Source organism: Variovorax sp. CCNWLW235 (assembly GCF_037204085.1).
GTDB lineage: Bacteria > Pseudomonadota > Gammaproteobacteria > Burkholderiales > Burkholderiaceae_C > Variovorax.
In genome coordinates this window covers 164890-182303 of record NZ_JBBCBW010000002.1, presented here as the reverse complement: position 1 = coordinate 182303, position 17414 = coordinate 164890, and the positions used below count along the sequence as shown (strand labels likewise).

Annotated in this window: 18 protein-coding genes; 15 read left to right on the top strand and 3 right to left on the bottom strand. The window is 66.0% G+C overall.

Going from position 1 to position 17414, the window contains the following annotated elements:
• The first annotated feature begins 1 nt into the window (after position 1).
• The 14 genes from V9L21_RS03325 (at position 2) to V9L21_RS03260 (ending at position 14477) form a co-directional block, all read left to right on the top strand.
• Positions 2–814 (top strand): cyclase family protein, encoded by an 813-nt coding sequence (locus V9L21_RS03325; RefSeq protein WP_337309142.1) that lies wholly within the window; start codon positions 2–4, stop codon positions 812–814.
• A gap of 139 nt (positions 815–953) precedes the next feature.
• The gene (locus V9L21_RS03320; protein WP_337309141.1) at positions 954–1676 is read left to right on the top strand and encodes an SDR family oxidoreductase; all 723 of its coding nucleotides are present in this window, start codon (positions 954–956) and stop codon (positions 1674–1676) included.
• Positions 1677–1725: 49 nt separating this feature from the next.
• Positions 1726–2892 carry an ABC transporter substrate-binding protein gene (locus V9L21_RS03315; RefSeq protein ID WP_258504886.1) on the top strand — a complete coding sequence of 389 codons (1167 nt, stop codon included), beginning with the start codon at positions 1726–1728 and terminating at the stop codon, positions 2890–2892.
• 347 nt (positions 2893–3239) lie between these two features.
• On the top strand, positions 3240–4385 hold the full coding sequence (locus tag V9L21_RS03310) for an ABC transporter substrate-binding protein (protein ID WP_337309139.1): 1146 nt from the start codon (positions 3240–3242) through the stop codon (positions 4383–4385).
• 22 nt (positions 4386–4407) lie between these two features.
• Complete coding sequence (locus tag V9L21_RS03305) at positions 4408–5727, top strand: aromatic ring-hydroxylating dioxygenase subunit alpha (RefSeq protein WP_337309137.1); 1320 nt, start codon at positions 4408–4410, stop codon at positions 5725–5727.
• The gene (locus V9L21_RS03300) at positions 5724–6191 is read left to right on the top strand and encodes an aromatic-ring-hydroxylating dioxygenase subunit beta (RefSeq protein ID WP_337309135.1); all 468 of its coding nucleotides are present in this window, start codon (positions 5724–5726) and stop codon (positions 6189–6191) included. Before V9L21_RS03305 ends, V9L21_RS03300 begins: the two co-directional genes overlap by 4 nt.
• Before the next feature lie 40 nt (positions 6192–6231).
• Entirely contained in the window at positions 6232–7395 is a 1164-nt protein-coding gene (locus V9L21_RS03295) for an ABC transporter substrate-binding protein (RefSeq protein ID WP_337309133.1), read from the top strand.
• A gap of 37 nt (positions 7396–7432) precedes the next feature.
• Positions 7433–8488: a branched-chain amino acid ABC transporter permease gene (locus V9L21_RS03290; protein WP_337309132.1), complete on the top strand. Its 1056-nt coding sequence runs from the start codon at positions 7433–7435 to the stop codon at positions 8486–8488.
• Positions 8485–10272 carry a branched-chain amino acid ABC transporter ATP-binding protein/permease gene (locus tag V9L21_RS03285; protein WP_337309130.1) on the top strand — a complete coding sequence of 596 codons (1788 nt, stop codon included), beginning with the start codon at positions 8485–8487 and terminating at the stop codon, positions 10270–10272. Before V9L21_RS03290 ends, V9L21_RS03285 begins: the two co-directional genes overlap by 4 nt.
• 82 nt (positions 10273–10354) lie before the next feature.
• Positions 10355–11086, top strand: coding sequence for an ABC transporter ATP-binding protein (locus V9L21_RS03280; protein WP_337309128.1), 732 nt, complete (start codon positions 10355–10357; stop codon positions 11084–11086).
• Positions 11076–12674, top strand: a complete 1599-nt coding sequence (locus tag V9L21_RS03275; protein ID WP_337309126.1) for an ATP-dependent acyl-CoA ligase — start codon at positions 11076–11078, stop codon at positions 12672–12674. Before V9L21_RS03280 ends, V9L21_RS03275 begins: the two co-directional genes overlap by 11 nt.
• A gap of 41 nt (positions 12675–12715) precedes the next feature.
• Complete coding sequence (locus V9L21_RS03270) at positions 12716–13492, top strand: SDR family NAD(P)-dependent oxidoreductase (RefSeq protein ID WP_337309124.1); 777 nt, start codon at positions 12716–12718, stop codon at positions 13490–13492.
• Entirely contained in the window at positions 13492–14019 is a 528-nt protein-coding gene (locus V9L21_RS03265) for a MarR family winged helix-turn-helix transcriptional regulator (protein WP_258504903.1), read from the top strand. Before V9L21_RS03270 ends, V9L21_RS03265 begins: the two co-directional genes overlap by 1 nt.
• Positions 14019–14477 (top strand): acyl-CoA thioesterase, encoded by a 459-nt coding sequence (locus tag V9L21_RS03260; RefSeq protein ID WP_337309122.1) that lies wholly within the window; start codon positions 14019–14021, stop codon positions 14475–14477. The genes V9L21_RS03265 and V9L21_RS03260 overlap by 1 nt, the downstream gene beginning before the upstream one ends.
• A 9-nt stretch (positions 14478–14486) precedes the next feature.
• Here the strand turns inward: V9L21_RS03260 and V9L21_RS03255 are convergent, their stop codons facing one another.
• Both V9L21_RS03255 and V9L21_RS03250 read right to left on the bottom strand, forming a co-directional pair.
• Positions 14487–14876 (bottom strand): hypothetical protein, encoded by a 390-nt coding sequence (locus V9L21_RS03255; protein ID WP_337309120.1) that lies wholly within the window; start codon positions 14874–14876, stop codon positions 14487–14489.
• A 113-nt stretch (positions 14877–14989) separates the two neighbouring features.
• Positions 14990–15169 carry a hypothetical protein gene (locus V9L21_RS03250; protein ID WP_337309118.1) on the bottom strand — a complete coding sequence of 60 codons (180 nt, stop codon included), beginning with the start codon at positions 15167–15169 and terminating at the stop codon, positions 14990–14992.
• Positions 15170–15394: 225 nt separating this feature from the next.
• On the opposite strand from V9L21_RS03250, the gene V9L21_RS03245 reads away from it, so the two are divergent.
• A complete protein-coding gene (locus V9L21_RS03245) occupies positions 15395–15793 on the top strand; it encodes a hypothetical protein (protein ID WP_337309116.1) in 399 nt (132 codons plus the stop codon).
• Between the two features lie 36 nt (positions 15794–15829).
• Here V9L21_RS03245 and V9L21_RS03240 read toward each other — a convergent pair whose 3' ends face one another.
• On the bottom strand, positions 15830–17239 hold the full coding sequence (locus V9L21_RS03240) for a GAD-like domain-containing protein (protein ID WP_337309114.1): 1410 nt from the start codon (positions 17237–17239) through the stop codon (positions 15830–15832).
• Positions 17240–17414: the final 175 nt, after the last annotated feature.

Genomic DNA, 17414 nt, shown 5'->3' with positions numbered 1-17414 from the left:
GATGACGACAACCACCGAACTGATGTCCGCCGCCGAAATCCTCGGCAGCCTGGTGACCGCCATGGCGAGTGGCCGCATCCGCGTGATCGACCTCACGCAGACGCTCACGCCCGAGTTCCCGCAGATCGCATTGCCGCCCGAGATGGGCCAGTGCTGGCCCTTCCGTATCGAAGAAGTGTCGAAGTACGACGAGCGCGGCCCGGCCTGGTACTGGAACAACTTTTCGTGCGGCGAGCACACCGGCACGCACTTCGATGCGCCGATCCACTGGATCTCGGGCCGCGACCTGCCGAACAACTCGGTCGACACCATTCCCGTGCAGCATTTCGTGGCGCCCGCCTGCGTGATCGACTGCTCGGCCGACGTGCAGGCGAATGACGACTATCTGCTGAGCGTGGCCGACATCGAGCGCTATGAGGCTGCGCATGGTCGCATCCCGAAGGGCGCCTGGGTTCTGATGCGCACCGACTGGTCCAAGCGCAGCGACCCCGAGGCGTATCAGAACTTCGACGAGACCGGCCAGCACACGCCAGGCCCCAGCACCGAGGCCGTGCGCTTTCTGGTCGAGCAGCGCGATGTGCTGGGCTTCGGGTCCGAAGCCATCGGCACCGATGCCGGGCAGGGCTACCACCTGCGCCCGCCGTATCCGTGCCACTACTACATGCATGGCGCGGGGCGCTATGGCCTGCAGTGCCTGAGCAATCTCGACCTGCTGCCGCCATCGGGTGCGGTGCTGATCTGCCCGCCGCTCAAGATCGAGAAGGGCAGCGGCAGCCCGCTGCGCGTGTTGGCTTTGGTGGGAGCTTCGCTGTGAGTCCGCGGTGCGGTATTGGCTTTGGCTCCTTCTCCCGCTTGCGGGAGAAGGCGGGGGATGAGGGTTCTGTGCCTTGCGCGCACCCTCACCCCAGCCCTCTCCCGCGTGCGGGAGAGGGAGCAAGACAGGGAGTGCGCGTATGAGCAAGGTCGCAGCGGTCACCGGCGGCAGCGCCGGCATCGGCAAGGCCATCTGCGAAGACTTGCTCGCGCAGGGCTACGAGGTGGTGTCGCTCGCGCGCCGCAAGGCCGAGATCGATCACCCGAAGCTGCACAGCATCGAGGTCGACCTGAGCGATCGCTCGGCGACGGGCGAGGCTGTGCGCGAACTGGTCGAGCGCTTTGCGCCCACCACCATCGTGCACAACGCCGGCGTGATCCGCGCCGCGTTGCTGCCCGAGGTGAAGCTGGACGATCTCGATGCCCTCGTCGACCTGCACCTGGGCTGTGCCATCCAGCTCGTGCAAGGTGCATTGCCCGCGATGCGTGCACAGCGCTTTGGCCGCGTGGTGCTGTTGTCGTCTCGCGCGGCGCTGGGCCTGGCTACCCGCACCAGCTATTCCGCGACCAAGGCCGGCATGCTGGGCATGGCGCGCACCTGGGCACTCGAGCTCGCGGCGGACGGCATCACGGTGAACGTGGTCGCGCCCGGTCCTATCCGCACCGACATGTTCTACGACGTGGTCGAGGCCGGCAGCGAAAAGGAGCGCGCGCTCGCGGCTTCGGTGCCCGTCAAGCGCCTCGGCGAATCGGCCGATGTGGCACGCGCCGTGCGTTTCTTTGCTGCGCCCGAGAACAGCTTTGTCACCGGGCAGATCTTGTACGTCTGCGGCGGCACCAGCGTCGGCAGTCTCGCCCTCTAGATTTTTTCAGCGTTCGTTTCGTTCATCCATCACACCCTGGAGCACCGCCATGAAAGTCCTGAACCGAATTCGCACCCTCGCGGCCATTGCCGCGGGCCTCGGCGCACTCAGCGCAGCCAGTGCGTGGGCCGCAGATCTCAAGGTCGGCTTCATCACGTCGCTGTCGGGGCCGGTGTCTTCGCTGGGCATTCCCTATGAAAAGGGCATGAAGGCCGCGCTCGCCTACAAGGCCGACCTGGGCGGCCGCAAGATTCAGCTGGTGCAGCTCGACGATGCGTCCGATCCGACCACGGCGGCGCGCAACGCCCGCAAGATGATCGACGAGGACAAGGTCGACGTCATCATCGGCACGGCGGGCTCTCCGGGTGCACTGGCCATTGCCGGCGTAGCGCGCGAAACGAAGACCCCGCTGATCTCGATTGCCAACGCCAACCTGCCAGGCGAAGAGGGCGCATGGATGGTCACGCTGCCGCAGCCCGCGCCGTTGATGGTGAGCGCGGTGGTCGAGCGCATGAAGAAGTCGGGAGTGAAGACGGTCGGATACATCGGCTTTTCGGATGCGTGGGGTGACCTGGTGTACGGCGCGCTGCAAAAGAGCGCAGAGCCGGCGGGCATCAAGATCGTGTCTAACGAGCGCTATGCGCGTGGCGATTCATCGGTGACCGGCCAAGTGCTGAAGATCGTCGCGCTGCGCCCGGACGCAGTGATCACCGGCACCTCGGGCACTCCCGGCGCGCTGCCTTACCTGGCGCTCTCGGAGCGCGGCTACAAGGGCCAGATCTACGGCATGCATGCGCTGATCAACCCCGACTTCGTGCGGGTGGGCGGTGCATCGGTCGAGGGCTTGCTGGCCCCCACCGGGCCGGTGATCGTGGCCGAGCAATTGCCAAGCGAAAACCCGATCCGCAAGGTGTCGATGGACTTCCGCGCGGCCTACCAGAAGGCCAACGGCGCACCGCCGACCGATGCCTTCTCGGCCTACACCTTCGATGCGTGGCTGCTGTACCTCGACGCGGCCCAACGCGCGCTCGCCACCAAGGCGGAGCCGGGCACGCCACAGTTCCGCGAAGCGCTGCGGGACGCCATCGTGAGCACCAAGGAGCTTGTGGGAACGCACTCGGTCTACAACTTCAAGCCGAACGACCGCTACGGCTCCGACGAGCGTTCACGTGTTGTCGTGAAGCTTGAGAAGGGTCAGTGGAAGCTGGTGCCCTGAGATGAGGTTTTCCTGCTTGGGCCGCTGGGGTCATTTGGGGCGCGCTCCCGCCGACGGGGTGCCTTGCTCCGCGAATGTCCCCCGGCCTGCGGCCTCCTCCTTTATTTCGCTGCGCAAGGTACCCCGCCAGCGGGTGCGTTGCACAGAGCAGTCGTTGATCAGCGGTACACCCAGAGCGTGCCCAAGTGCACAGGGCATCGGGTGCTCCGCGCAGCGAAATAAAGGAGGAGCCGAAGGCGGGGGACATTCGCGGAGGGGAGTACCCGGTGGCCTGTGCACACGCCCTGAGCCCTGAAAAACAGCACGCCCAACCGAAGCAAGAAGCAACACAACCCGGAGCAACCAAGATGAAACAGAACCTAGTTCGAATCCTCGGCCTCGCGACAGTCGCAATGGCCGCCGCACAAGCCATGGCAGCCGACCTGAAGATCGGGTTCATCAGCTCGCTTTCAGGCCCCGTCGCGGCGCTGGGCGTGCCGTACGAAAAGGGCATACGCGCAGCCATTGCGGAGCGTCCGGAAATCGGCGGCCGCAAGGTGCAGCTCGTCGTGCTCGACGACGCTTCCGACCCCACTACCGCCGGGCGCAATGCACGCAAGCTCGTCACCGAAGACAAGGTCGACGTTCTCATCGGCACTTCCGGCGTGCCGGGCGCAATGGCCATCGCCTCCGTAGCGCGCGAACTCAATACGCCTCTCATCTCGCCCACGCCCGTGACCATTGCCGGACCCGAGGGTGCATGGACCGTGACCGTGTCGCAGCCGTTCCCGCTCATGGTCGCGGGCGTGGTGGATCGCATGCAGAAGTCCGGTGTGAAAACGGTCGCCTTCATCGGGTTTTCCGACGCGCTCGGCGACTTGGCCTACGACTCGCTCGTGAAGAGTGCAGACAAGGCCGGCATCAAGGTGGTGGCGAACGAGCGCTATGCGCGCAGCGATTCGTCGGTGGCTGGGCAGGTGCTGAAGATCGTCGCGGCCCGGCCCGATGCCGTCTTTGCAGGTAACTCGGGCACGCCCGGTGCGCTGCCCTACATCGCGCTTGCCGATCGCGGCTACAAGGGCAAGATCTACGGCACGCATGGGCTCATCAACGCCGACTTCGTGCGCGTGGGCGGTGCCTCCATCGAAGGCCTGCAGGTGCCCAGCGGCCCCGTGCTGGTGGCCGACCAGCTGCCCGACAGCAACCCGATCAAGAAAGTGTCAATGGGCTTTCGCAACGCCTACCAGAAGGTGAACGGTGCGGTGCCTACCGATGCTTTCTCCTCGTACACCTACGACGCCTACCTGCTGTTGGCCGACGCCGCATCGCGCACCAAGGGCGAGCCGGGCACGCCGCAGTACCGCACGGCGCTGCGCGATGCCATCGTGGCGACGCGCGAGCTGGTGGGTACGCACGGCATCTACACCTTCAAGCCCGACGACCGCTATGGCTCCGACCAGCGCGGCGTGGTGATCGTGCAGATGAACAAGGGCCAGTGGAAGCTGGTTCCCTGACACAAAAACCGAGCGCCCGCCGATGACCAGCTACCGCCATCATCCCGATCGCATTGCCGCCCTGGTGCAGGACGACCGCGTGCACCGCGACCTGTACCTGAGCGACGAGATATTCGCGCTGGAGCAGGAGCGCCTGTTCGCAAACACCTGGGTCTTTCTAGGCCATGCGAGCCAGGTGCCGGAGGCGGGCGATTTCGTGACGCAGGAGATCGCGGGCCGGCCGCTCCTGATGGTGCGGCAGCCCGACGGCGCGGTGCATGTCATGTACAACCGCTGCGCCCACAAGGGCACGCAGCTGGTCACGGACGAGTGCGGCAACACCGGCCGCTTCTTCCGCTGCCCGTACCACGCGTGGACCTACAAGCTCGACGGCGCGCCGCTCGGCCTGCCGCTGAAGAACGGCTACGAGGGCACCCAGCTCAGGGCCTGCGAATCGGGGCAGGGGTTGTCGGTGGTCAAGCATGTGAAGGTGTACCGCGACTTCGTCTTCGTGCGCCTCTCCGATGCCGGCCCTTCGTTCGAAGGCTATTTCGGCGAGGTGCTCGGCGCCATCGACAACATGGTCGACCGCTCGCCCGAGGGCAAGCTCACGGTAGGCGGCGGCGTGCTGCGCAACATCGTCCACTGCAACTGGAAGATGTACCTCGAGAACATCAACGACACGGTGCATCCGATGTCCACGCACGAGTCGGCCACCAAGGCGGCCGAGGCGCTGTGGGAGGGTCATGCGCCCACCGACCCCAAGCCGATGGCGATGGAGCAAATCCTTCCCTTCGGCTCTGGCTACGAGTTCTTCGACAAGATGGGCGGGCGGGTGTTCGCCAACGGCCACAGCGTGCTGGGGGTCAACTTCAGCATTCACTCCAACTACGCGCAGCTGCCCGAATACGAGGCTGCCATGCAGGCCGCGCACGGTGCGGAGCGCGCGGCCGACATCCTGCAGCGCTCCCCGCAGAACTCGGTGCTGTATCCGAGCCTTTCGGTGAAGGGCTCTCCGCAGGCCATCCGCGTGATCCGTCCGCTGGCGGCCGACCGCACGCTGATCGAAGCCTGGAGCTTCCGCGCGGCGGGCGCGCCGGCGCTGCTCTTCGAACGGGCGATGAGCTACAACCGACTCGTTTTCTCGCCGATGTCGGTGGTGGCGCACGACGACGTGCACCTGTTCGAAAGCATCCAGCAGGGCCTGCGGGCTGGCGGCAACGAATGGGTAAGCCTGCATCGCAACTTCGATGCGGCCGAGCTCGCACAAGCCACCGTCACCACCAACGGCACCAACGAGCTGCTGATGCGCAACCAGTTCCGCGCCTGGGCGAAGGCGATGGCTTCGGAGGTGGCGGCATGACCGGCGACCCGCGCGATTTCGTTGCGCACGAGGCCGCGTTGCTCGACGAGCGGCGCTTCGACGACTGGCTGGCACTCTTTGCCGAAGACGGCTACTACTGGGTGCCGCTGCTCGGCGCGGCGCAGGCCGATCCGTTCTCGCACAACTCTCTGGCCTACGAAGACCGGCTGCTTCTGCAGCTGCGTGTAGACCGGCTGAAGAACCCGCGAGCCCATTCGCAGCACCCCGCAAGCCACAGCCAGCATGTGCTCCAGCCTTCGCGCATCGAGAGCGAGACGGGCGAAGAGGTGCGCCTTCGCACGCCGTTCCTCTATGTCGAGGCGCGCGACGAAGCCCAGATATTGCTGAGCGGCACGGCCCGCCACCAGTTGGTGCGAACGCCCTCGGGCTGGCGCATTCGCGAGAAGCGCATCGACCTGCTCAACGCCGGACGCGCTCTGCCGGCCATTCAGTTGTTCATCTGAGTTTTCCGTTCCTTCCATTCTTTCTCACTGGAGCTACGACATGAAGAGCCTGATGCTGACCTTGACGCGCGGTGCCATCGCCGCGGCGCTGACCGCCTGCGGCGTTGCGAGCGCGCTTGCGGCCGACCTCAAGGTCGGCCTGAGCGTGTCGCTTTCGGGCCCCAACTCTTCGCTGGGCGTGCCCTATGCGAAGGGCATGCAGGCGGCCCTGGCCTACAAGCCCGAGATCAACGGCCGCAAGGTGCAGCTCATCGTGCTTGACGACGGCTCCGACCCCACCACCGCCGGGCGCAATGCGCGCAAGCTCGTCGAAGAGGAGAAGGTGGATGTGCTCATGGGCACGTCGGGCGTGCCGGCAGCCATCGCAATGGCGCAGGTCGGCCGCGACGCAAAGACGCCGATGATCGGCCTCACGCCCATCCTGCTCGATCCGAACGAGAACTCGTGGGTCATGACGGTTGCGCAGCCCACGCAGCTGATGATCGATGCCGTGGTCGAGCGCATGAAGCGCAACAACGTGAAGACCGTGGGCTACATCGGCTTTACCGACGCCTGGGGCGACCTGGTCTACAACGCGCTCATGAAGGCCGCGCCCGAAGCCGGCATCAAGGTGGTGAGCAACGAGCGCTACGCGCGCGCCGATGCCTCCGTGACCGGGCAAGTGCTGAAGATCGTCGCGCTGCGTCCGGACGCGGTGATGACTGGCGGCGCCGGCACGCCGGGCGCGCTGCCGTTCCTAGCGCTGCAGGAGCGCGGCTACAAGGGCGGCGTGTACGGCCAGCACGGCCTCATCAACCCCGACTTCGTGCGCGTGGTCGGCGCTTCCGGCCAGAACGCGTTGATGCCCACCGGCCCGGTGATCGTCGCCGAGCAACTGCCGGACACCTACCCGACCAAGAAGATCGCGACCGATTTCCGCGCGGTGTTCCAGAAGGTCAACAATGCGCAGACCAGCGATGCCTTCTCGGCCTATTCCTTCGACGGCTGGCTGGTGTTTGCCGATGCCGCATCGCGCGCCATGAAGAAGGCCGAGCCGGGCACGGCGGAGTTTCGCGTGGCGCTGCGCGATGCCATCTTCAGCACCAAGGAGGTGGTGGGTACGCATGGCGTGTACAGCTTCAAGCCCGGCAGCCTCTACGGCGTGGACGAACGCGCCCGCGTGATCGTCAAGCTCGACAACGGCCAATGGAAGCTCGCACCTTGAACCGCTTGACGACGATGTTTGTGCCTGAGGTTTTCCTATGACGTGGGACGTCGCGCTGATCCTCATCACCGATGGTTTGGCCAACGGTGCCGTCTATCTGCTCGCCGGGCTCGGGCTGGTACTGATCTTTTCCGTCACGCGGGTGGTGTTCGTGCCGTTCGGCGACATCGCGGCCTTTGCCGCACTGTCGCTGGCGGCCTTCGAAACCGGCCGCGTGCCGCCGACCATCGGCATGGTGGCGGTGCTCACGGCGCTGGCATTGGCGACGGAAGTCGGCAGCCTGCTGCGGCGCGGTGAAGCCGCCCGCATTCCCAAGGCGGTGCTGATGTGGGGCGTGTTGCCCGCGATTCCCTGCGTGCTCGCGTGGCTCGCGGCGCGGCCGGGTGTGCCGGTGGCGGTGCATATCGCGGTGGCGGTGCTGCTGGTGGTGCCCATCGCGCCGCTGCTCGCGCGGGTGGTGTTCCAGCCGATTGCCGATGCGTCGGTGCTGGTGCTGCTGATTGTGTCGCTGGCGCTGCACTTCCTGCTGTCGGGCCTGGGCCTGCTGTTCTTCGGCCCTGAAGGCTCGCGCACCACGCCGCTCACGAGCGCGGTTTTCACGCTGGGTGACGGGTTCACGGTCAGCGGCCAGGTGGTGCTGATGGTGGGCGCGGCCATTGTGCTGAGCGGGCTGTTCTTCCTGGTGTTCGAGCGCACGGTGGCCGGCAAGGCGCTGCGCGCCACGGCCGTCAACCGCGTGGGAGCGCGGCTGGTCGGCATCCGGCCGGTGCGCACTGCGCTGCTGGCCTACGGTTGTGCGTCACTGCTGGCCGGGCTCATCGGCGTGCTCATTGCGCCGGTGACGACCATGTACTACGACTCGGGTTTCATCATCGGCCTGAAGGCATTCGTGGCCGCAATCATCGGCGGGCTCGTGAGCTACCCGATGACGGCCGTGGGGGCGCTCGCGGTCGGCGTGGTGGAAAGCTTTGCGTCGTTCTGGAGCGGTGCGCTGAAAGACGTGATCGTGTTCAGCCTGCTCATTCCGGTGCTCATGCTGCGCTCCTTCATGGCCGCGCACTCCGAAGAGGAAGAAGACGAGGTGGAGCAATGAACGGCAACCGCAAACGCACGGGCTTGATCGCCCTGGTCGTCGTCGTCCTGGCGCTGGTGCCGGCGGTGGCGGGCAGCTTCACGGTTTCGCTGCTCAACGACATCGGCATCGGCGCGCTGGTGGCGCTCGGGCTTGTGCTGCTCACCGGCGTGGGTGGGGCAACCTCGTTCGGGCAGGCGGCCTTCGTGGGCATTGCGGCCTATGCGACGGCGTGGCTCACGACCACGCAGGGCATGTCGCCATGGATCGGCCTTCTGTTCGCGCTGCTGCTTACCGGTTTGTCGGCGCTCGCCATCGGCATGCTCACGCTGCGGCTGGGCGGGCACTTCCTGCCGCTGAGCACCATTGCGTGGGGGTTGTCCATCGCAATGCTGTTCGGCAACGTCGATGCGCTCGGGCGCCACACGGGGCTGTCGAACATTCCGGCGCTGCAGATTGCAGGCTGGTCGCTGGCCGATCCGCGGTCGATGTACTACCTGATCTGGGTGGTGGTCGGGCTGGCGTGCCTGTTCAGCCACAACCTGCTGCAGTCGCGCCCCGGCCGCGCGATTCGCGGGCTGCGCGGTGGCGCCACGCTACTGGCGAGCGTGGGGGCCGATGCCTACCGCGTGCGGCTCACGCTGTTTGTGACGGCCGCGCTCTTTGCGGGGCTGGCAGGCTGGCTCTATGCGCACATGAACCGCTTCGTGAGCCCGTCGCCGTTTGACGTGCGCGCCAGCATCGAGTACCTGCTGATGGCAGTGGCCGGCGGGCTCGGGCAACTGGCTGGCGCGCTGGTGGGCGCGGCCCTGGTGCTGGTGTTGAAGAACGGCCTGCAAGACGTGCTGCCCATGCTCACGCAGCGTGCCGGGCAGCTGGAGGCGGTGGCGTTCGCAACGCTGTTCATTCTGCTGCTGCACTTTGCGCGGGGCGGCGTTATGGGCCTGCTGCGGCGCTGGACGCGTCGCAGGGCCGGCTCGCAGGGTGCCTCGCGCTATGAAGCACCTGCGGTCGAACCGCTGCCGCACCGGCAACTGCCCGCGCGCGGCACGCAGGTGCTGTCGGTGAAGGGCGCGGTCAAGCGCTTCGGCGGGCTGGTGGCTGTGAACGACGTGAGCTTTGAAGTGAATGCGGGAGAAATCATCGGACTGATCGGCCCGAACGGCGCGGGCAAGTCGACGATGTTCAACCTGCTGACCTGCACGCTGCCGATGAGCGCGGGCCAGGTGCGCTTTCTGGAGCACGACATCGCCGGCATGCCGCAGCGCCAGGTGGCGCGGCTGGGGCTGGCGCGCACTTTCCAGCACGTGAAGCTGCGGCCGCACATGAGCCTGCTCGACAACGTGGCGCTGGGTGCGCATTCGCGTACGCGCTCGGGTGTTTTGAAAGCCGGCCTGCGACTGGACCGCACCGAGGAAAAGCAGATCCTGCAGGAGGCGCAGCGCCAGCTCGACCGCATCGGCCTGGGCGACCGCGCGAATGAGCTCGCGGGTAGCCTGCCGCTGGGGACGCAGCGCATTCTCGAAATTGCGCGCGCGCTGGCTGCAGACCCGGTGCTGCTGGTGCTCGACGAGCCCGCGGCGGGCCTGCGCCGCAAGGAAAAGATGGCGCTCGGCGACCTGCTGCGCAAGCTGCGCGAGGAGGGCGTGACCATCCTGATCGTTGAACACGACATGGACTTCGTGATGAAACTGGTGGACCGGCTGGTGGTGATGAACTTCGGCTCCAAGCTCGTGGAGGGCGTGCCGTCGGCGGTGCGCGCCGACGAGCGTGTTCAGGCGGCTTACCTGGGGAGCGTTGTATGAGCGCCGCACGGCCGCCCGAAGGCGCGGGCCCCCTTCAGGGGGTGCGCGAATTACACGCAGTGACAAGCCTGGGGGTGACGAAATGACCGCAATGCTGGAGATTGGCGACCTGCATGTGTCGTATGGGCAGGTCGAGGCCGTGCGTGGCGTGTCGCTCGACCTGCAGCCGGGCCAGATCATCTCGGTGATCGGACCCAACGGCGCGGGCAAGACCACGCTGCTGGCCGCCGCCATGGGCCTGCTGCCCTGCAAGGGCACGCTGCGCTTCGAGGGCGAAGACCTGCAAGGGCTCGATGTGGAAGCGCGCGTGGAGCGCGGCCTGTGCCTTGTGCCCGAGAAGCGCGAGCTGTTCGGCGAGCTCACCGTGCTGGACAACCTGCAGCTCGGCGCCTATGCCAAGCGGCTGCGCGGCGATGCGATGAAGAGGCGGCTGCAATCGGTATACGACCGGTTTCCGCGGCTCGCGGAGCGCCGCGCGCAGCGCGCCGACACGCTCTCGGGCGGCGAGCGGCAAATGCTGGCAGTGGGCCGCGCGCTCATGTCTGCGCCGCGCCTGCTGATGCTCGATGAGCCCAGCCTCGGCCTTGCACCGCTGATCGTGCGCGACATTCTCACCATCGTGCGCAAGCTGCGCGAGGACGGCGTGTCGATCCTGCTGGTGGAACAGAACGCGCGCGCTGCGCTCGAAACCTCCGACCACGGCTACGTGCTGGAAACCGGCGAGATCGCGCTTTCAGGCGCTTCGGCCGAACTGGCGAGCGACCCGCGTGTGCAGGCCACTTATCTTGGCGGAGGCACGCACGATGACGAGTGAACCGCGTTCGGTGACTCCGGCGCAGCGCACGCTGCCGGCCATGCTGCAGCGCCAGTCGGCGATGTTCGGCACGTGCCCGTTGCTGCGCATTGCGGGCTCTCGCTGGTCGCATGCCGATGCGGCACACGCGGCCGGCACTCGCGCCGGCGCGCTCGCGCAAGCCGGTGTCGAACGCGGAGACCGCGTGGCCGTGATGTGCGGCAACCGCATCGAGTTTCTTGAAACCTTTCTCGGTGCCGGTTGGATCGGCGCTTCGACGGTGCCGATCAACACTGCCTCCATGGGGCCGCAGATCGGGTACTTTCTTGCGCACAGCGAAGCGAAGCTGCTGGTCATCGAAGCGAGCTTTCTGAACCGCCTGCAGGCTGCGGACCTGGGGCGAACGAAGCTCAAGGAAATCTGGGTCGTCGGCGAGGCGTCCGGCGGCGAACCTGCTGCGTGGCTGGCACCGGCCAGCGTGCGCGTGCTGGCGTATCCCTCCGGCGGCGCCGCCGTTACGCCGGCCGATGTTCAGCCGGGCGACCCGCTCGCCATTCTGTATACCTCTGGCACCACGGGGCCCGCCAAGGGCGTGATCTGCCCGCATGCGCAGTATTTCTGGTGGGGTGTGAACAGCGCCGAGGTGCTCGGCGTGGCAGCGGACGACGTGCTGTGCACCACGCTGCCGCTCTTTCACATCAATGCGCTCAACACCCTTGCGCAAGCCGCGCTCACAGGCTCCGAGGTCGTCTTCGAAACTCGCTTCTCGGCCTCGGGCTTCTGGCCCTCGATGCATGCGAACGGTGCCACCGTGGTCTACCTGCTGGGCGCCATGGTGCCGATACTGCTTGCGCAGCCCGCGGGCGAGGGTGAGCGCAACCATCGCGTGCGCATCGGGCTCGGGCCTGGTGTTCCCGAGGCCGCCGGCAAGGAATTTTTCGAGCGCACCGGCGTGCGCCTGCTCGAGGGCTATGGCTCCACCGAGACCAACTTTGCCATTGCCACCGCGCCTGATTCGCCGCGCGGCGGTGTCATGGGGTGGCTGCGGCCCGGCTTCCAGGCACGCGTTGCCGATGAAAGCGATGCGGAGCTGCCGGCCGGAGAAGCCGGCGAGCTGCTACTGCGCGCAGACGAGCCGTATGCCTTCGCAAGCGGCTACTTCAACATGCCCGAGAAGACGGTCGAGGCCTGGCGCAATCTCTGGTTTCACACCGGCGACCGCGTGGTGCGCGACACCGACGGAGCCTTCAGGTTTGTCGACCGCATCAAGGACGCGATCCGCAGGCGCGGCGAAAACATTTCGTCGTTCGAAGTCGAGCAGGTGCTGCTGAGCCATCGCAGTGTTGCGTCTTGCGCGGTGTATCCGGTGCGCTCCGAACTGGCAGAAGACGAAGTCATGGCCGCGCTGGTGCCGCGTGAGGGCGAGCGCATCGATCCGCTGGAGCTGATGAGCTTCTGCGAAAGCCGCCTGCCGTACTTTGCGGTGCCCCGCTATGTCGATGTGTTGCCTGACCTGCCGCGCACCGAGAACGGCAAGGTGCAGAAGTTCAAGCTGCGCGAGCGCGGTGTCGGCACGCAGACCTGGGACCGTGCGCTGAACAGGCGATGAGCCACAATCGCTAAAATCGTTCAGAACTAAACATTTCAGGCATGCAAGCAAATTCATTGAAGGGCCGACATGCCCTGGTAACCGGCGCCGCACGCGGCATCGGAGCCGAAATCGCCCGTACCCTGGCCGCCGAGGGCGCCACGCTGACCTTGCTCGGGCGCGACATCGATTCGCTTCAGCGCGTGGCCGTCTCGCTCCCGGGCCAGGGCCACGGGGTTGCGGCCGCCGACGTGGCCGACGCGCAAGCGGTGCAGGCCGCCTTCGCGCAGGCGCGCGCCGAGCGCGGGCCTGTGGCCATTCTGGTGAACAACGCCGGCGCCGCGGAAAGCGCGCCTTTTCTCAAGACTTCGGTCGAGCTCTGGCAGCGCATGCTGTCGGTCAACCTGACGGGCAGCTTTTTGTGCGCTCAAGCGGCGCTGCCCGACATGCTTGAGGCGGGCTGGGGCCGCATCGTCAACATCGCGAGCACCGCCGGGCAAAAAGGCTATGCCTATGTGGCCGCCTACACGGCGGCCAAGCACGGCGTGATCGGCCTCACGCGATCGCTTGCGCTCGAAGTGGCCCGCAAGGGTGTGACGGTGAACGCGGTATGCCCCGGCTACACCGACACCGACATCCTGCGCGCGAGCGTCGCCAACGTGGTGGGCAAGACGGGCCGCAGCGAAGCCGATGCGCTGGCCGAGTTCTCCAACGTCAATCCGCAGCGGCGCATCGTGCAGCCTGCCGAGGTGGCCGATGCGGTGCGTTGGCTCTGCGGTGAGGGCGCTGCGTCTGTCACGGGGCAGTCAATATCGGTTTCCGGTGGGGAGGTCATGTAATGCGCAACGATGCTTCGCATGCCGCTCTCAGCGACGCCGAAGAACTCGGCCACGAGGCGCGCGCAGGCCGTGAAGACCACGCCATGCTCAAGCTGTGGCTGCGCATGCTCGCGAGCACCACGCAGATCGAAGCCGAAATTCGACGCCGGCTGCGCGAGCGCTTCGGCATTTCGCTGGCGCGCTTCGACTATATGGCGCAGCTCTATCGCTACGAAGAGGGCCTGAAGATGCGCGTGCTGTCGCGCTACCTGATGGTGACCGGCGGCAACGTTACCGGCCTGACCGACGAGCTCGAGCGCGACGGCGTGGTGGCGCGCGCGCACAGCCCCGACGATCGCCGCTCGTGGATCGTGAGTCTCACGCCCAAGGGCCGCGCCAGCTTCGAGACCATGGCCAAGGAGCACGAGCAATGGATTCTCGAAATGTTCTCGGGCCTCGACATGAAGACCGTCAAGCAGATGCATGCGCAACTCGGGCAGCTTCGCGTGCATGTGATGCGTAGCGAGCCGTCCGGCGAGGAGGGCTGATGAGCGCGAGCGAGATGGAAGCGCCCCAGGCCGAGTTCCGCCGCGCGCGGATGATCCGCTTTTCGGACTGCGATCCGGCAGGCATCGTGTTCTATCCGCAGTACTTCGTCATGCTCAATGGGCTGGTGGAAGACTGGGTGAGCGAAGGGCTTGGCATCGACTACCACGCGCTCATTTCGGAGCGGCGCATCGGCTTGCCCACCGTGCGGCTCGAGGCCGACTTTCGCGCAGTGAGCCGCATGGGCGACCAGGTAGCGCTCGGCCTTTCTGTCGAGCGGCTGGGCTCGCGCTCGATGTCGCTCGTCTTGCGCTGTTTCGAGCCGGCCAGCGGCGAACTGCGCATGCAGGTGAAGCAGGTTCTGGTGACGACTTCGCTCGAGAGCCATCGCGCGGTGGAAATTCCGCAAGACTTGCGCGCGGCCATCTTGCGCGCCTCGCCGTCTTCTGCTGCCGCCTGAAGAAAAGGGTCAGGCCTGCGGCTCTTCGCCCGGCCCGCGTGCGCGCTGCTTGAGCCAGCCGCTGAGCTCCTTTTTTCCCTTTGCATTCGCCTGGCGCCAGGCTTCGCGCGCGGCCGCAATGAAGCGCTCTTCGGCTGCGTCGGGCACTTCCGGGGCGCGGTCTTCCTTGTCGAGCCAGCCCGCTTCCACCTCGCAGTGCCGCTCGATCTGCCGCGCCAGGGTGTCGCCGATGGGGCGCGAGTTCTTGATCTGGCTCCACATGCTGGGGGAGACTTCGATCTTCCTGGCAAAGGCCTGGTCCAGTCCCTTGGCGGGCAGGCCGGCTGCAATGGCCCCTTCAAGAAAGCGGCGGTGCAGCGCAAGAACATTGCGGCGACGCGCGACGGTGAGATTGGGCACTGTTTGAAAACGCCAACAAGGGGACGAGAACAATTGTCCCGGTTGTCGATGGTGCCGTAAACACTATTTACGGCCCGAAAGGGCAGAGACCCGCAGCACCCCAGGGTGGAGGCTCAGCGGCTGAAGCCCCCGAAAACGCCGTAGGCGATGATCCCGGCGGTTGCAAGGCCGCCGACGATCAGGCAGATCACCTTGGTAGCGCGGCCGCTGCGGCGGCTTGAACGAGTCCAGTGCTCCGGACCGATCAGGTCGATGGGAACGGTGGGTTTGCCTAAGTCGGAAGCCTTTTCCATGACAGGAAATATAGCGTAGCCCGCGAGGCGGAACAAAAAAATACCCGCCGAGGCGGGTGCAACGAGCTTGAGCTTCGAAACCTTATGCGCCCCTATCGTCGGAGTTCTTGTTCTTCTTGCGATGCATGACAGCAACCCGCAAGATGCCACGCCAAACACCTCTTCGGCGCGGGACAGGGCCGGGTGTCGGTGAAATCACTTTAGAAAAGTGTGAAATATTGCCGTATGGACAAAGAAATCATCACTGAAAGCCTGAGGCGGGCACTGGAAAGCTGGGTTCGCCACGCTTCCGCCGAACAACTGTGGAGTGTGCTCCAGGCGGGCGGCCTGGGGGCTTCCATCGACGTGGAAGGGGATGCCGTTCACGTCCGCGTCGACCTTGGCGGGCCGCCCAACCCGCTGTCGGAGTTGGGCCGAACTGACGGGCGCCTGCCGGTCACTGAGGCTTTTCTCGGCGAAAGCGCCATTTGGGGCAAACCGCCTCCGCAGGGCGACGAAACGCGCGAGCAATGGTTCCTGGCGAGCGAACTGGCCCAGCAGCATGCCCGGCAATACCTGATTGCCGAAGTGGGCGAAAAGCGCGAGCTGCTGTCGCGCTTTGTCGAAGGGTGGATGGCGGGTTGAACGATCGCTGGCTGCGGCAAGCGGCGCGGGCCTGCTTCAATCCGCTCGTGTGACAAGCACGTCGCCTATCTCCGGCCCGTCGACGATCGCGCCGGCCGAGTCGTACTCCACTTCGATGCCGACGCCGCAGCTCTCGGCATCCATCTCCCACACCCAGCCGTAAAGATTGCGTGGGCTGCCCTTGGGCGACATGAGCGGCATGTTCATCCGCAGGCCGTGGTTGCTTCCCAGATTCACCCTGACCATCACGGTCGATTCTTCCGGATCGCTTTGCGCGCTGACCTCGACGATCGTGGCCCGCAGCGGTTCGCGGTGCACCAGGGCTTGCAGCGCGGCTGGCAGGTCTTCGAAGGGCGGGGCGGTGGCTTCGTCGGGCTCGTCGGCAGGAAAGGGATCGTTCAACCGCAAGCGCCGGAAGTAGTGTTCAGAGCGGCCCATCGTTCCGTCGGTGCCGATGGACGTTGCGATGTCTTCGATGGAGCCCTCCTGCAGCAGCCACGATTCGCGGCCGCTTTGCATGAAGTACAAGCGCTCGTCGTTGGCGTCGCTGCCAAGCGAATCGTCGCTCAGCACGACCTCGAGCTGAACCAGGCGGTCGCCGCCGTCCGTTTCGACGACTTCGTAAGGCCCGCTGTAGTGCCGCACTCCCACCGCCTCGCGTGTCTTGTCATCGTTCTCCCAGAACAGCAGTTGGTAGCTGCCATTGCCGTCGAGCGCGAGCAGCCGGCGCCAGTCGATGTAGGTCGACAGGAAGAGGCCGCTTGGGCGGTCGTCGTCCCTTTCCGTGTTCTTGAAGGCCTCGCGGTATTCGGCGGGCATGGCTGCGAAAACGCTGTTGGGCGGCGATGCAGGCGGGGCGCTTTCGCGATCGACCTCTGCGCGCAGCTTCTGGTGGAGCGCCAGCGCATCGGTCTTGACGATCTTCAGCATCTGCATGGATAGCAGCATCGGATCGACGTAGTAGACCTCGCCGGCCGCGAGCGGGCCGGCTTCGCGCTGCGCCGTTTCGAGCATGTCCGAACGGATGAATTCATCGACCGAGTCCGGATCGCTCAGCACACTGTTGAAGAAATCCATCGCGTCCCAGCTCAGGATGCTGGTGCTGCGCGTCACGGGGTTCAGTGTTGCCACGTCCTCGTCCGTGGCGGTGAGCTTTCGGTAGAAGAGCAGGGTGCCGAAAGGCGTGATCGCAAACGGCACCCGCATCACGGCGTCTTGCGGCGGAGCAACGATCCACCGGTCGAGCGTGGCTTGCCATGCATCCGGATCGATCAGGCAGATCTGCCGACGTCCGTAAAGGCCCAGGCCATGTTTGCGCCACAGCTCGAGCATTGCCGCGGGCAGCCGGCCTTCGTACTTGCCCAGCAGCTCCTGCGTGGCGGGTGTGCAGCCGGCATGCGGCGGGTTCGCCTTGATGAATGGATGGAGCTTGATTCGACCGAACATGGGCTTGGCGCTTTTTTCAAGAATGCGATGAGCCCGGATTCTGCGCGACCGGCTCCCCTGGGGGATTGCGCGGGCAAAACCGGCGCGTCATGATCCGCACCCCGATAACCGGGCGGCCCCGGGGCCGATTCACCAGCTTGTCACGCAGGGCGCCTAAGTTCCGCTCGCACACCAA